16 protein-coding genes and 1 tRNA gene are annotated in these 14439 nt (G+C 68.3%); 7 read left to right on the plus strand and 10 right to left on the minus strand.

All coding sequences use genetic code 11. The features are described from left to right. Position 1: 1 nt before the first annotated feature. Entirely contained in the window at positions 2-166 is a 165-nt protein-coding gene (locus tag Gocc_RS16015; RefSeq protein ID WP_181813406.1) for a hypothetical protein, read from the minus strand. A gap of 32 nt (positions 167-198) precedes the next feature. On the opposite strand from Gocc_RS16015, the gene Gocc_RS05720 reads away from it, so the two are divergent. Together Gocc_RS05720 and Gocc_RS05725 are read left to right on the plus strand one after the other, a co-directional pair. Then, positions 199-271, plus strand: a tRNA-Trp gene (locus Gocc_RS05720). A gap of 200 nt (positions 272-471) precedes the next feature. Further along, positions 472-648, plus strand: a complete 177-nt coding sequence (locus tag Gocc_RS05725; protein ID WP_181813407.1) for a DUF4236 domain-containing protein — start codon at positions 472-474, stop codon at positions 646-648. Here Gocc_RS05725 and Gocc_RS16020 read toward each other — a convergent pair. Then, the gene (locus tag Gocc_RS16020; RefSeq protein ID WP_181813408.1) at positions 645-809 is read right to left on the minus strand and encodes a hypothetical protein; all 165 of its coding nucleotides are present in this window, start codon (positions 807-809) and stop codon (positions 645-647) included. The two genes, Gocc_RS05725 and Gocc_RS16020, sit on opposite strands and share 4 nt — an antisense overlap. A 179-nt stretch (positions 810-988) precedes the next feature. Between Gocc_RS16020 and Gocc_RS16025 the strand changes: the two genes are divergently transcribed. After that, the gene (locus Gocc_RS16025; RefSeq protein ID WP_181813409.1) at positions 989-1135 is read left to right on the plus strand and encodes a hypothetical protein; all 147 of its coding nucleotides are present in this window, start codon (positions 989-991) and stop codon (positions 1133-1135) included. 89 nt (positions 1136-1224) lie between these two features. Here Gocc_RS16025 and Gocc_RS05730 read toward each other — a convergent pair whose 3' ends face one another. The 3 genes from Gocc_RS05730 to Gocc_RS05740 are packed head-to-tail and all read right to left on the minus strand — an operon-like array spanning position 1225 to position 6027. Further along, positions 1225-3777: a GIY-YIG nuclease family protein gene (locus tag Gocc_RS05730; RefSeq protein ID WP_114795556.1), complete on the minus strand. Its 2553-nt coding sequence runs from the start codon at positions 3775-3777 to the stop codon at positions 1225-1227. Next, a complete protein-coding gene (locus Gocc_RS05735; RefSeq protein ID WP_114795557.1) occupies positions 3770-5371 on the minus strand; it encodes an Eco57I restriction-modification methylase domain-containing protein in 1602 nt (533 codons plus the stop codon). Before Gocc_RS05735 ends, Gocc_RS05730 begins: the two co-directional genes overlap by 8 nt. Beyond that, positions 5368-6027 carry a DNA methyltransferase gene (locus Gocc_RS05740; RefSeq protein ID WP_114795558.1) on the minus strand — a complete coding sequence of 220 codons (660 nt, stop codon included), beginning with the start codon at positions 6025-6027 and terminating at the stop codon, positions 5368-5370. Before Gocc_RS05740 ends, Gocc_RS05735 begins: the two co-directional genes overlap by 4 nt. 110 nt (positions 6028-6137) lie before the next feature. On the opposite strand from Gocc_RS05740, the gene Gocc_RS16030 reads away from it, so the two are divergent. Then, entirely contained in the window at positions 6138-6338 is a 201-nt protein-coding gene (locus Gocc_RS16030; protein WP_181813410.1) for an SEC-C metal-binding domain-containing protein, read from the plus strand. A gap of 23 nt (positions 6339-6361) precedes the next feature. On the opposite strand, the gene Gocc_RS05750 is transcribed toward Gocc_RS16030, so the two are convergent. Beyond that, the gene (locus tag Gocc_RS05750; protein WP_181813411.1) at positions 6362-6661 is read right to left on the minus strand and encodes a helix-turn-helix domain-containing protein; all 300 of its coding nucleotides are present in this window, start codon (positions 6659-6661) and stop codon (positions 6362-6364) included. A gap of 64 nt (positions 6662-6725) precedes the next feature. Further along, complete coding sequence (locus tag Gocc_RS05755) at positions 6726-7277, minus strand: hypothetical protein (protein ID WP_114795561.1); 552 nt, start codon at positions 7275-7277, stop codon at positions 6726-6728. A gap of 400 nt (positions 7278-7677) precedes the next feature. Here Gocc_RS05755 and Gocc_RS05760 point away from each other — a divergent pair, with 400 nt between their 5' ends. Both Gocc_RS05760 and Gocc_RS05765 read left to right on the plus strand, forming a co-directional pair. Further along, a complete protein-coding gene (locus Gocc_RS05760; protein ID WP_114795562.1) occupies positions 7678-8853 on the plus strand; it encodes a GNAT family N-acetyltransferase in 1176 nt (391 codons plus the stop codon). Positions 8854-8931: 78 nt separating this feature from the next. Continuing rightward, entirely contained in the window at positions 8932-10200 is a 1269-nt protein-coding gene (locus Gocc_RS05765) for a PrpF domain-containing protein (RefSeq protein WP_147281194.1), read from the plus strand. 39 nt (positions 10201-10239) lie between these two features. Here the strand turns inward: Gocc_RS05765 and Gocc_RS05770 are convergent, their stop codons facing one another. Next, on the minus strand, positions 10240-11454 hold the full coding sequence (locus Gocc_RS05770; RefSeq protein ID WP_114795564.1) for an ATP-grasp domain-containing protein: 1215 nt from the start codon (positions 11452-11454) through the stop codon (positions 10240-10242). Positions 11455-11639: 185 nt separating this feature from the next. On the opposite strand from Gocc_RS05770, the gene Gocc_RS05775 reads away from it, so the two are divergent. Continuing rightward, on the plus strand, positions 11640-13199 hold the full coding sequence (locus Gocc_RS05775) for a carboxyl transferase domain-containing protein (protein WP_114795814.1): 1560 nt from the start codon (positions 11640-11642) through the stop codon (positions 13197-13199). Positions 13200-13265: 66 nt separating this feature from the next. Here Gocc_RS05775 and Gocc_RS05780 read toward each other — a convergent pair whose 3' ends face one another. After that, the gene (locus Gocc_RS05780) at positions 13266-13805 is read right to left on the minus strand and encodes an NADPH-dependent FMN reductase (protein WP_114795565.1); all 540 of its coding nucleotides are present in this window, start codon (positions 13803-13805) and stop codon (positions 13266-13268) included. Positions 13806-13809: 4 nt separating this feature from the next. After that, positions 13810-14349: a YceI family protein gene (locus Gocc_RS05785; RefSeq protein WP_114795566.1), complete on the minus strand. Its 540-nt coding sequence runs from the start codon at positions 14347-14349 to the stop codon at positions 13810-13812. Positions 14350-14439: the final 90 nt, after the last annotated feature.

Genomic DNA, 14439 nt, shown 5'->3' on the forward strand with positions numbered 1-14439 from the left:
GTCACGGCCACGCCTTGCGCGCCAGGTCGCCCATCCAGAGCGCGAGGCCCGCGGCCGCCGCCGCGATGACGAGCGCCCGCCCGCCCGCGAGCGCCGAGTACACGGCGATCGCGGCAAGCGACGCCGCGATGGCGAGGAACAGGAGCGCGAGCGCACGACGCTGCACGACACCGAGGCTACACTCCGTCACTGCAACCCAGGGGCGTAGCTCAATTGGCAGAGCACCGGTCTCCAAAACCGGGGGTTGCAGGTTCGAGTCCTGCCGCCCCTGCTGCGAATGGCCCCGCAGGACAGGGGGTTTTCCCCTCTCGGACGCTGGCGCGTTCGGAGCTCGGACTGGCACAGGATCGATACACGAACTCCAGGCCAGACGGCGCCGGATGGCGACAGGCCTCTGAGATGCACGGACCGAAGGGGTTACGCCGTCGTGGCCGGACGCGCATACTGGAGCCACAAGGAGAGGGAGGAGAGATGGCGTTCGGGTTTCGCAAGTCGTTCAAGGTCGCGCCGGGGCTCAGGCTGAACGTGAGCAAGCGCGGGCCGTCGCTGTCGGCGGGTCCGCGCGGGGCGAAGGTGTCCGTGAACGCGCGCGGCGAGAAGCGGGCGTCCGCCGGATGGCTGGGGATGTTCTGGCGGAAGCGGTTCTAGCTACGCGGCCCGGCGGCCCGGTCGATGCCGACGTTGTCGTCGGCGAACACAGGTAGGTACGCGACGACCGCGCAGATGCAGGCCGCGTCCACGTGCGGCACGCGTTCGACCGGCACCTCGGCGAGAGCGGCTCCTACCCGCTCGTGCGGCCGAAGTCCCACGCCTCGCGCCGGGACGTGCCGCTTTCCGACGACGCCGAGCGAATGGCCGGCACCGGGCCGCGGCCGGCAACCCGCCCGAAGGGACGCTCGTGCTCTCGGACGCGCGCCGACGGCCGCTCCCCACTCCCCGCGTCCCGGCCGCCGAGATCACGTACGGCCCACGGGCGTACGCTGCGCCGATGGACACCCCGCCTGCTGAGCTGGACAAGGACGCCGTCGGCGAGAAGTTCGCCGCCCAGTTCGAGGTGGCCGAGAACCTGCCGCGTACGCCTGGACACACCAGCCGCGCGGCCGCGCCGCGGGCGGGAAGCTGTACCGCTTGCTGATCTTCGCCATCTTCGCCCGCGCCACCCTCACTTACCGCGCCGTACTGCACCTGTGCCGCGGGGGCTACACCGAGCAGGCGGACAGCGCTTCACGCCGCTTCGGCGTTTTCGCGAGCAACCACGGTGTCGTATAGACCGTAGTGCGTAAGGCCCGGGTGGGAGTCGATGCCGGTGTATCGGAGCGACGCGTCTTCATACCGCCGGAACGCGAACACGGCCTGGTTCATCTGCTCGGTGTTGAACACCTTGAGCCGCACGAGCAGGTGGAAGTCCTTCACCGTCAGGCCCGTCACGGCGAGAAACAGGTCCGGTTCGAGCTTGGTGATCACGTCCTGCAAGGTGTTCTCGCGGAAGTCCGTCAGGTACATGAACGCGGGGATGCGCGTCGCGAACTTGATCAGCTTCTCCTGAACCAGCTTGCGCTTGGACTTGTATTCCTTCTCCTCGTCGGAAAGTTCTTTTTTCTCCTTTTCCGACAAGTCCTTGTTCTTCGCCTTGTTCTTGAGGTCCTTGACCTTCTCGCTCTTGTTGATGATGGTCTCGATGATGTTGTCGCCCAGCGCGCGCCAGCCCTCGATGCGCTCCACGGCGGCCATAGCCTCTGGGTTGTCCAAAACGCGGCGCAAGGTGTCGTTGTCCACGTTCACCAGCAGCGCCGACTCCCACTTGCGCGCCAGCAGCGTGGCCGAGGTGCCCGCCATCGCGATGTCGAGAATGCCGCCCGCGTCGATCTGCGTCATGTTCGCGCCGTCGTAGGCCAGCACCGGCAGGAAGGACACCAGGTCCTTCACCGCGTTCTCCGGATTCGGCTCGTTCGGCGACAGGCCGATGCCATATTCAGAGAGCTGGCGCAGCGCTCGGGTCGGCGCGAAGTCGAACACGAAGCAGACGGGCTTGAGGATTTCTTCCTCGTTCGGGTTGTCGCCGTTTGGGTTCTTGATGGACCACGGCGACTGCACGCGGAACGCGGCCTGGAAGTAGGTCTCCGGCGACTTCAGGTTGCGCAGCATCAGGATGGAGGACCACTGCGGCACGGTGACGCCAGTCGTGAGCTTGCCGCACGACAGCGTGATGGTCTTGGTCTCAAACCCGCTGCCGATGGCCCGGCGCACCGGCGGCAAGGCCTCCAGGCCGATGCCTGCCGAAGCACCCGCGGCGACGATTACCTCGTAGTCATGCCAGAACGTGTTGTGTTTCTCCGCCAGCAGGTTCGCCATCGCATGACAGGCGGCGACGTTGGGCAGAAACCAGAAGGAATGTTTCAGGTACGGCAGCAGGCGCACGTCCGAATACGGGAACGGCGGCCGCGTGCCCGTTTTCAGGTGCTCGACCGATTTGGGCATGTGGCCGCTCCGGATGATGTCCAGCCACTTCTGCACCTCGTTCTTGTGTTTGAACTGCGCGAAGGCACCCGTGCCTGATGCCTCGAAGAACGCGTTGAGGTCGAATTCGTCGAACTCCCCGGCGCTTGCGATCGCCACCAGCTCGTCCGGCATCTGGTAGGTCAGCAGCCGCATCTGCGGCAGCGCGCCATAAGGGTTGCGCTGGCCAGGATTCGCCCTCGCAAATTCTTCCTTGGCACGCTGCTCGTCGGTGTAGGTCCAGTTGAAGATCTGCTCCTCGATGAACTCGCCCGTGGCCAGCGCCCGGAACGGCGTGCCGGAAAGGTAGAGATACGCCTTGGTGGTGATGGGCAGGAACTCGGTCTCCTTCTCCGAGAGTTCGGTGAGGTCCTCGTTCACGTCTTCCAGGCCCGCGCCGTATTCGATCTTCGCCTCCTTCCTGGCGACCGCTTCCTCCTCGCCCTCGAACAGCTCCTTGGCCGTGTCGCGCCACGCACCGAAGTGGTACTCGTCGAACACCACGAGGTCCCACTTCACCTGGTGCAGCCACTCGTTCTTGGCCTTGATGTTCCCCGCTGCATCGCGGCCGAGAAGATCCTGGAAGGAGCCGAAATAGACGACCGGCTTCCGGTGATTGATCTCCGTCGGATCGTGGTCGGAGTTGCGGGAGAGGTATTGCCACCCATCGAAGTCAACGTGGGACTCGAGGTCGGTCTGCCACGCATCCTCGACGGCGGGCTTGAAGGTGACCACGAGCACCCGTTTGGCGCCGAGCTTCCTGGCGAGCTGGTACGTGGCGAAGGTCTTGCCGAAGCGCATCTTCGCGTTCCAGAGGAAGCGCGGGACCGCGTGCATGTCCTCCTTCCAGATGGAGTGGAAGTAGGCGTGCGTCTTGTTCACGGCCTCGCCTTGCTCTCGGCGCATCGCGAACGTTTCGTGATGCGTACCGGTGAATCGCTGGCCCGTACGCAGCTCGTTGAGCACGGTCTTCACGTCCTTGACCGTGCAGCGCATCCATTCCAGATCGGCGTTCTCGAAACCCTTGCGCACGAGCGCCGCGCGCACCTCGTGGTCCGTGAAGATGCTGCCGTCCTCGCGCTCGGCGGGCTCGTCGAGTTCGATCCGGTAGTTCCTGATGGCAGCGGTCTTGAGCTGCTCGGCGACGCGCTGCTTCACGTCGCGCGTGGTCTGGCCGATCTTGAGCAGCCCCGCGTGCGCCGCATCGTCGATCGCATAGGCGTAGATGCGCGGCCTGGCTTGCGGCTTGGGGGCAAGGATGTCCTCGATCGGTCTACTCATCGTCGTCGGGGGCTGCTTCGTCGAACAGCTCGCGGTCGTGCTCCGCCACCTGTGACTCGATGAAGGCGATCTCGTCCTGGGTCAGTCCGTAGCGCTTGTAGAGCTTGGCGTCGGTCCACTCCTGGTCCAGCGGAAGGTCCGGGACGAAAGCGTAGACATGCTTCGGCGCATCCTGTGTGGACTTGCGGAGCGACACAAGGAAGCGAACGAAGCGGGTACGCAGGTATGTGGCGTAGTTCTTGGCTTCGTCTTCGCTGTCGAAGTGCCCCGCGACGAGGTAGCTCTCAGTACATGCTGTGCCGGGCGCAGCGATGATCGGCTTGCTGAGGAACTTGGTCTCAATCGCAGCGCTCGTGCCCTGCACGCGCGTCATGAGTACCTTCCACTTGTCGATCCATTCGACGTTCGTCGGAATGTCTGAGCGTTTGACGTAGCTGACTTTTTGAGATCCGAAGAGCTTGACGGGATTCTTAATGTTCTTGGGATCAGGCTTACCGTGAAAGAACGTGCGCAGCCCAAAGGGCTTTTGACTGGAAACGCGGCGATCGAGCGTCGGTTCGCCCTTGGCCCTAATCTTCTCCAAGATCGGAACGGCTTCATTCCGGCGCACGAGGACGTCGTAGGCGTCGAGGTATCGCGCCACCGCCGGCCCGGTCGGCTTGCCGTCCCAGATCGTCTGTATCTCGCACGGGCCGTTGTGCTCCCGGTCCCACAGGAAGTAGGAGATCCCGCCCCGTATCTTCACGCCCGGGAAGCCCTCGTAGAGCTTCGGGTAGTCCACGATGCGCCGCATCCGCCTGTCGGAGAGCATGCGCTCGCGGTACTTGTCGAGCCCCTTGCCCCCGGCCATCCAGCGCGACGGGGTCACGAAGACGGCGTAGCGTGGGTCAAGCGCCAGCGCCTTCTCAACGAACAACTGATAGATGGGCGCGGCGCTCGTCCCGTAGCCGCCGTCATCCAGCTGGTACGGTGGATTTCCGATGATGACGTCGAATTGCATGTCGCCTCCAAACAGCTCGGTTACCCGAGCCATGATGTCGTCGGTGTGGATGAACGCGTAGGCGTGGGTCTCCAGCCCTTCGCCGCGGTCGAGCGTCTTCTGGCTCGCGCCGCAATAGACACATTTGCCGTCCTGCCAGGTGTGCTCCATCCGCTTGAACCAGATGTTCCCATCGTCGCTGCGGAAGCTCCTGGCAATCGAGTGCTTGCCGTTGGCGTGCTTCGAGCAGTACACGCTGCGCCGCGCCAGCAGGCTCGTGAGATGCGTGATGCCGATGCCAAAAACCTGCCGGGTCAGGATGTGGTCCACGCGCGCCGGCAGGTCCGGGATCTCCTGCGCCAGCCCCTTGGTGAGGCGGCTGGTGATTTCGCGCAGAAACACGCCGGATTTGGTGCAGGGATCGAGAAACCGAACCCTGCTGTCCGCCCAGATGTTCGCGCCGCCGTTGCCGGCCTCCCATGCCTCGGCCAGCGTATCCAGCATCCGGTTCGCGAACTCCGGCGGCGTGAACACCTCGTCGTTGGAGAGGTTCGCAATGCACGTCAGCACGTCCGGGTTGCGCCCGCGCAGGGCGAAAGTCGCCTGCCCGCTCATACCGACGCCTCCGCTTGTACGTCGCCAGACCCTTCGGCCGCCAGTTCGCTGACCGTCATCGGCGGGTAGGTCTTGGTCGGCGTGAAGAGCTCGTGCTTTGCAAGGTGGGCGAAGAGCGACCCCTCGGCACTGAACATCGAAGACGTAGCGAGGGTGTCGAGGCGGAAGTCGCGCCGCTGGAATTTGCCCTTGCCCAGGTAGCCCCACTCGGCAAAGATGATGGGCCTGTCGTCGTGGGTGCGCATCGTCAGCGCGTCGCCGTGCACGAGGTTCTGAGACAACACGTAGGACGCGGCGAGGTAGAGTTCGGCCGACTCATCCAAATTCAGGTACTCGGCGAGGATCTCCAGCAGATTCGCGCGGCACTCGGCAATATTGTCTGCCAGCAGCTCGATGCCGTAAATGCACATCAGCCCGAGCAGCGCATAGTACTGCCGCTCGAAGTCGGACTTACCGTACTTGAGCTCCACGGCGGCGAGCTTGCGCCGCAGGATCTGCACGAGGAAGTTGCCGCTCCCGCACGCCGGCTCCAGGAAGCGGGAATCAATGCGCTCCGTCTCGCCCTTCACCAAGTCGAGCATCGCCTCGACCATCCACTTGGGCGTAAAGACCTCCCCGTGGTCAGCGACCCGCTGCTTCGATTTCACCAAAGACACACGGTCAGCCTAGTGCCGAGCCCCGACAGTATGGTGTCCACTCCACTCGCTGTTCGAGGATATGGCGTACGCCCACTGGATCTCCATGCCCGAGCACCAGGAGGAAGCGATTGTTCACCTACGGCCGGATCACCCGCCTTCTGCTCTCGGAGACAGGCGGCAAGGTCGAGGAGTTCGACGACTTCTACCGCCGGCAGCTCGACTTGCTCACCAAGCTTGCCCAGTCCAAGCGGGACAGGAACCAAATCAGCCGCAACGATCAGTGCCCGTGCGGCTGCGGCAAGAAGTACAAGAACTGCCACGGCGGGTAGCCACGGCAGAGCTACGCGTATGGCTACGCGACGCTGGCCGGCTCGCGGACGAGGGCGAGTCGGGCACCAAGCGCGCCACTGAGCGCCTCAATGGTGGCCTTCGTGGGGTTCGCGACGCCGCGCTCTATGCGGCTGATCTCGCTTTGCGGGATCCCGGACATCTTGGCGAGTTCCTTCTGTGTCAGCTCGTGCTCGCGCCGCAACTCGAGGAGCTGGTAGGCCAGGTCGTAGTGCTCCCGGAAGGCGTCCAGGGTCGCGCGGCCCTCCTCGCTGAGGTTCGCCTCGACGTTCTTGACGTAGTCCTTGAAGTTGGTGGTTGCCATTGGTGCCCCCTTCGTCATAGCCCAACCACAGTATGGGGTAAACCCCATACGCGGCGCAACTCTATCATCGGCGCCGGCGCCGATTCCTTGAGGGCTGCTTTGGAGGCGCCTCGCCCCGGCGCTGGGCCTCCTTCTTCTCCCGCGCTTCCCTGATCTGAAGCTCCTTGAGGCGCTTCCGGGCGTTCTCGATCTCCTTCTGTTGCCGGCGAGGACTCGGATCCTCGCCCTTGTCGTAGCCTCCGAGGATGAGCAGGATCTTGCCGCCGGGACGAAGGTGGCAGAAGGCCCGCAGGACGATCTTGGTCGGAGACTTCTTCGCCTTCTCGCCGCGCCTACTGACGACTTCGGCCGCAACCTTCGCCCCGAGTTCCGGCTGCTCGGGAAACATCGCCTTGATCTCTTCGAGGGTATGACGGACGCGGAACTCGAAGATTGAAGCGCCGAGCTTCCTTCCCCACTCCGAGCCGCATACCCCCGGCCCAAGCTTGACAAGAATCCGCTCGGTCGCAGCGATCATCGCGAGCCGCTTCGGCTCGTTGAGCTTGTCGAGCCACTCGCGAAAGGGCACGCGCCCGTTCACGTCGGCGTAGAACTCGATCTCCAACTCGTCTGCCACGAAGCGAGGATAGGGACCGATGCGGGCGGAGCCGCGAGGGTGCGTATGCAAGTCGGCGCTGAAGAGCGTCCTCGGCTGCGCGTGAGCCCGCGGCTGATCGCAGCTGGCCCTGCCGATCGTAATCTGGCGGCTCTTTCACGGCTGCAGGGTTGCAGATGCCGGCCGGAGGGCGATACTGAGACATGCGCGACCGCCCGCTGCGGTCGCGGAAGGCCGAGCAACGTTTGGGGAGACGGGTGATCGGGCGGCGGCCGCGCGCTGGGGGAGCATCAACCGACCGTGAGGGGACGCGAACGCGCGTGCCTGGACGGCTGCCGGCGCCCGCGAGGCCGGCCCGCTCGCGCCGGAGATCGTCTCCGCCGGCACGCGCTCGCTCCGCGCAGCGCCCGAGGACGAGTTCGTGAGCGGTCAGGGCCCGCAGCGGTATGTCTTCGACGTCCTGCGCAGCGACGAGGAGCTGCGCGGGATCGAGGCGGAGTGGCTCGAGCTCTTCGGCCGCTCTCTCACGCGGAACCCGTTCGCCCATCCCGCCTGGGTCACCTCGTGGCTGCGGCACTTCGTCGGCGACGAGCGGCGGCGTCTCGTCCTCACGGCGCGGAGCGGCGGCGAGCTCATGGGCGTCGCCCCCTTCTACAAGCGGACGTACAGGCTCGGTCCCATCCGGGCGCGGTGCCTCCAGGTCGCCGGTGGGAGCCCCCGGCCGGAAGATCCTCTCACCGAGATGAGCGAGATCCTCGTCGCGCGCGAGAGGTGGCGGACGACGATGCGCGCCCTCGTGCAGCACGTGATCGTAGGGAACCTCGGCAGCTACGACTGGATCGGCCTGACGATGACGCCCGAGCAGGGCTGGTTCGACGACGAGTGGGTTCCGGAGGCCTGGCAGCGCCGAGGGGTGTTCGCGGCCCACAAGGGGATTCGCCCGTTCGTCCTGCTGCCCCTGCCGGCGAGCTGGGAGGAGCTTGCGCTCAAGCGCAACCTGAAGGAGGCCATCCGGCGCAGCAAGAACCGGCTCGCGGCGCTGGACGGGAGCTCCGAGGTCGTCTTCGCCGAGGGCGAGGCGGTGCCGGAAGCCGTGCGCCGGGTCCAGGCTCTCCACCGGAGGCGGGCGGCGATGCGCGACCACCTCCCGCACAGCGACTACTTCGACGAGGAAGCCTACGCACGGTTCGCCCGCGACGCCTCCGCGGGGCTCGCCGCTACCGGCCACGCCTCCGTCGCCCTCTGCCACGTCGACGCGAATCCCGTCGCGGGCCGCGTGGTGCTGCGCGCGCACGGTGACGTCTTCCTGTCGTTCTCAGGCGTCGATCCTGCCTACTGGCACCTCGGCGCGGCCACGGCGCTGATCGTGGCGTCGATCCGTGAGGCGATCTCGCGGCGTGAGCGGACACTCAATCTGTCGCTCAATCCCGATCCGGCCAAGCTTCGCTGGAGCAACCAGCTGGAGTTCCACAACGAGTTCCTCGTCGTCGCCCCCTCGCGCCGGGCGCGGGCGGCGCTGCAGCTCTTCTGGCAGGTCCGCGCCGGAAAGTCGCTCGCGGGCCGCCGGCAGGTGATCAAGCAACGTGGCCGCTCATGAGCATCCGGGCGCGGGCGCGTGGGGCGCGACGCGATCGACGGCGACGCGCCGCAGAGGCGTCGCAGCGGGGTTCCTCACGTGACTGAGCGGCTCGGGCTCGCTCGGGCCGGTGGGCGTCGCCGCACCGACGCCGCCGCCCCGCCGGAGGGCCTCCTGCGGGAGCACTGGCCCGCCGCGGTCGTGCACGGCGACCAGCTCGCTGTCCCCGCCGTCGTCATGCGCGGCGGCACGAGCAGGGGCGTCTTCTTCCACGCCGACGACCTGCCCCTCGACCCGCTCGTGCGCGACCGGGTCATCCTCGCGGTGTTCGGCAGCCCCGACACGCGCCAGCTCGACGGCATCGGCGGCGCCACGCCGCTGACGAGCAAGGTAGCGATCGTCTCCAGGTCGAGCGCCGACGACGCCGACGTCGACTACCTCTTCGGTCAGGTCGGCACCGACGAGCCGCGAATCGACTACGTCGGCAACTGCGGCAACATGCTCGCCGCCGTCGGGCCGTTCGCCGTCGACGAGGGCCTCGTGCGACCACGGTCGCCGGCGACGTCCATCCGTATCCGCGTGGTCAACAGCGGCCAGACGGTCGTCGCGCACGTGCTCACCGCCGGCACGAAGGCCCGCACCGCCGGAACCACCGCGATCGCCGGCGTGCCCGGAACCGGTGCGTCCGTGGCGATGGAGCTGACGGGGCTCGGCGCAACGCTGGGCCGCGGCCTGCTGCCGACCGGTCTCCGCCGCGAGACGATCACGTCGCTCGGGCGCCGGCACCCGGTGTCGCTCGTCGACGCCGGCAACCCGACCGTCTTCGTCGAGGCCTCGCAGATCGGCCTCGACGTCGAAGTGCTTCTCGCCGACCGGCTCGACGGAGTCGTGCTCGAGCGCCTCGAGGCGCTCCGCGCGGCGGGCGCCGTGCGGCTCGGCCTCGTCCGCCGGGTCGAGAGGGCGCGGGCGGACAGTCCGACGATCCCCAAGATCTACGTCGTTCATCCTCCTGCGGCGTACGTCGACCGCGGCGGCGGGCGCGTCGAGGCCGCGGACGTGAGTCTCGTCGTGCGCGGGCTCTCGATGGGTGTTCCTCACCCCGCCGTCGCCACGACGGTCGCCGCCTGTGTCGGGGCCGCCGCGCGGATCCCCGGGACGGTCGTGGCGGACGCCCTCGTCGCGGCGGCCTCGGGCCCGATCCGGATCGGGACTCCGAGCGGGGTCGTCGAGATCGAGAGCGTCGTCGACCTCACGGGCGAACCGCGCCTCGTGCATGCCCGCATCGAGCGCACCGCCCGCCGGCTGATGGCGGGCCTTGCTCACGTGCCGCTGTCGGTTCTCGCAGAGAATCGACGCGCCGCGCGCTGATACGGCAGAGCCGCCCGAGAGGGCGGCGGCGGAGGTGCCCTACGCGCTCTTCGCCGGCTGGGCGGGATCCGGCGCGCTCGGCAGCTGCCTCGGCGAGCCTCGCCGGGCCGCCGTGAGGGCCGCGAGCGTCGGCAGCGGATCGGTGACGTCGAGCGGCGCCAGCTGCCGACCGGGCGCGACCACGGCGACTGCGAGCCCCGCGGCGATCCTCGCCGCCGAGCGGCCGACGCAGACGCCGCCGAGGGCGTCGCGAAGCGCAAGCACCTCCCCGTTCAGCTGCACGTGGCGTAGCGGCCGCGGTCGAGCCGATGCGAGGTCGGGAACGCGCCCGAGGGCGATCTCGACGGCAAACCGCGGCATGTCCAGACCTGCGGCGATGGTGGCGTCGACCGAGGACGGCATGCGCAGGTTGACGTCGTGCACGTACCAGACGCCTCCGCGCTCGACGTACTGGATCACGCCTGCGCCCTCGTATCCGCCCGCTTCGAGCAGGGCCACGCTGACCTCGACGAGCTCCGGCGGGCTCGGCAGGAACTGGGAAACCGTCGACTGGCCGACCCGGAACGGGTAGTTGGCGAGGGTGCGCGCTGCCAGGTGCGCCATCTTGCCGTGACGGCGCACGAAGTGGAAGCGCAGCTGACGGCCGACGACCTCTTCCTGGATCAGCACCACCTCCCCGCGCTCGACGAGACGGCGTACCTCCCGCTCGCACGACTCTGCGTCGCCGACACGCACGGGCCGCGGCACCGCCCGACCGGCATCCGGGCCGCTCACGACCTTCACGTACGCGGGCAGCGGCGGGAGCGGCCCGCTCACCCCCGCTGGCGTTACCACGGTGGACGCGGGCGACGCCAGGCCCGCCGCCGCCGCGGTCTCGAGGAGGACGGCCTTGTCGCAGAACCGGGTGAACTGTTCTGCGGTCGGTCCGACGACGGCCCAGGGGCCGCCCGACGCAGGCCCGAACAGCAATCCCCCCAGGATCTCGTCCGTCAGCGGCACGACGACGTCCACGCGCTCGCGCGCGCAGATCCGCTCGATCCGTTCGGCGAACGCCTCCTGCTCGAGCGCGGGGGGGATCACGTGCCGCTCCGTGAAGTACCGGCTCCTCCCCGCCACGCGCCCTCCCACACCCGCTGCGAGCACCCGGAAGCCGGCGCGGGCGAGGGAACGCGCCGTCGGCTGCGCCGCCCACGCTCCCATGTCGACGACGAGCACCGTCTCGCGCCGTGTCCGCGCGCGGCCGCGGCGCGTCATTCCACGTACGCCGGGCAGGAGGCGGCGCCGCGAGCGCGGCTGTCTGATCGCCTGAAGCACACGTGCACGTCGAACCTCCCCGTCTCCCTGCGTCCCTGCCTCACCCTACCCGGCGACCGTGGCGAGTCAAGGTTGCCCGCTGGCACTTGATCTCGCCGACGGTCTGCGCGAAGGTCGGCCGAGACATGACGGTGTTGACGAGCAGGGTCGATCGCTCCTCCGACGCGTTCGCGACGCGGCGGGCGCACATGGAAGCGCTCGTGGCAGAGCTCCGCGAGCGCACGGCGCTCATCGCCGCCGGCGGCGGTGAGGCCGCCCGCGAGCGCCATCGCTCGCGCGGCAAGCTGACGGCGCGAGAGCGGATCGACCGCCTCGTCGACCCCGGCAGCGCGTTCCTCGAGCTCAACGCGCTTGCCGCGTGGGACCTCTACGACGGCCAGGCGCCGTCGGCCGGGATCGTGACGGGCATCGGCGCGATCGAAGGGCGTGCCTGCGTCGTCGTCGCGAACGACGCGACCGTGAAGGGCGGCTCGTACTTCCCCCTCACCGTCAAGAAGCACCTGCGAGCGCAGGAGGTGGCCGAGCAGAACCGCCTCCCATGCGTGTACCTCGTCGACTCCGGCGGCGCCTTCCTGCCGCTCCAGGCCGACGTCTTCCCCGACCGCGACCATTTCGGGCGCATCTTCTACAACCAGGCCCGCATGTCGGCGCTGGGCATCCCGCAGATCGCGGTCGTGATGGGCTCGTGTACCGCCGGGGGCGCCTACGTGCCCGCCATGTGCGACGAGACGGTGATCGTCCGCGGCACCGGCACGATCTTCATCGGCGGCCCGCCGCTCGTGAAGGCGGCAACCGGCGAGGAGGTGACGGCGGAGGAGCTCGGCGGCGCCGACGTGCACGCCCGCCGCTCCGGCGTCGCCGACCACTACGCGACGAGCGACGAGCACGCGCTCGGGCTCGCGCGCCAGATCGTGCGCCACCTCGGCGACCCGGCCCCCGCCTCGTGGGAGGTCGCGGCTGCCGAGCCGCCGGCGCTCGACCCCGCCGACCTCTACGGCATCGTGCCCGAGCACTACCGGCACGAGCTCGACCCGCTCGAGATCATCGCCCGTATCGTCGACGGGAGCCGGTTCCACGAGTTCAAGGCGCTCTACGGGGACACGCTCGTCTGCGGCTTCGCCCGCATCGAGGGGCATCCCGTCGGCATCCTCGCCAACCGCGGCATCCTCTTCCGGGAGTCGGCTCAGAAGGGTGCGCACTTCGTCGAGCTCGCCTGCAAGCGCCGCGTCCCGCTCGTCTTCCTCCAGAACATCACCGGCTTCATGGTCGGCAAGGACGTCGAGGCGGGCGGCATCGCCCGCGACGGGGCCAAGCTCGTCACCGCCGTCGCCTGCGCCGAGGTGCCGAAGTTCACCGTCGTCACGGGCGGCTCGTTCGGGGCGGGCAACTACGCCATGTGTGGTCGTGCCTACGGCCCGCGGCAGCTGTGGATGTGGCCGAACGCGCGTATCTCGGTCATGGGCGGCGAACAGGCCGCGACCGTGCTGACGATGGTCGGCGAGGCCGACGCGGACGAGATCCGCGCCGCCTACGAGCGCGAGGGCAGCCCGTACTTCTCCACGGCACGCCTCTGGGACGACGGCATCATCGACCCGCTCGACACGCGGCGCGTGCTGGCGCTCGGCCTCGCCGCGGCGGCGCACGCCCCGCTGCCGGAGACCACCTTCGGCGTGTTTCGCATGTGACACCGCGCTCGCGGGCGGCGCCGCGCCGCACGTCGAGGGCGCCGAGGCCGGGCCCGCGCCCGGCTGCTACGCGGCTGCCGACTGCGGTCGTGCTTCGGCGACGAGCTGCTCGAGCGCCTCGCGCAGGCGGCCGAGCAGCTCGTCGTCGGGCGGGGCGAGGCGCGTCGCCGCGTGGCCGACCGCCAGCTCCACGTCGGCGTTCCGCGCCCCCATCAACCCGAGCACCTTGCGCGTCTCCGCCTGGGCCCACACGGCGCCGAACGCCCCCGCGCTGGCGCCGATCACCGCCACCGGTTTGCCGCGGAACACGTTCGCCTCGACCGGGCGCGAGGCCCAGTCGAGCGCGTTCTTCAGCGCCCCGGGGATGGAGCCGTTGTACTCGGGCGTCGCGATCAGCACCGCGTCGGCCTCGCGCACCGCGGCGCGCAGGCGCTCGACGGGCGGGTGCTCCAGCATCTCGGTGTCCTCGTCGAACGCCGGCAGCTCGCGCAAGCCGTCCCACTCGACGAGCTCGACGCCGGGCGGCAGCAGCGTGCGCGCAAGGCGGAGGAGCTCGCGGTTGTACGAGCCGGCGCGGAGGCTGCCGGCGATCCCGAGGATCCGCATCGAGCTACGCCTGCCCGACCAGCTCGAGCTCTACGTGCAGCTTGACGTCGTTGCCGACGGCGAAGCCGCCGCTCGGCAGGGGCGCGTTCCAGTCGAGCCCGAAGGCGGTCCGGTCGACGACCGTCTCGAGCTCGAGTCCGAGGCGCGGGTTGCCGTCCATGTGCGTCACGGGACCGCTCACCGTGCCGCCGATCGAGACCGGCTTCGTGATGCCCTTGATCGTCAGCTCGCCGTCGATGTCGACCCTGTCGCCTGCCACGCGGATCGCGGTGGAGCGGAAAGAGAGCTTGGGGTGGCGCTCGGCGTCGAAGAAGTCCGGCGACAGCAGATGGCCCTTGAGGTTGGGCTCGGACACGTCCACCGAGGAGACGTCGACCGTCCCGCGCAGCCCGTTCTCGTCCAGGGTGACGTCGAACGTCCCGAAGCCGCCGCGGAAGTTGGCGACGACCATGTGCTTGACCGAGAAGCCGACGGACGAGTGCACCGGGTCGACGGTCCACGTGCCGGCCGGAAGGTCTGTCCGCTGTTCGTGGAGAATGCTCATTGCACTTCCTTTCGTTGCAGCTAGTATTTGAGAGCGCAACTACCTTAGCCCACACCATTTGACTCGTCAAGTATTGACTCCACAAGCTTC

This window comes from Gaiella occulta (assembly GCF_003351045.1).
Lineage (GTDB): Bacteria > Actinomycetota > Thermoleophilia > Gaiellales > Gaiellaceae > Gaiella > Gaiella occulta.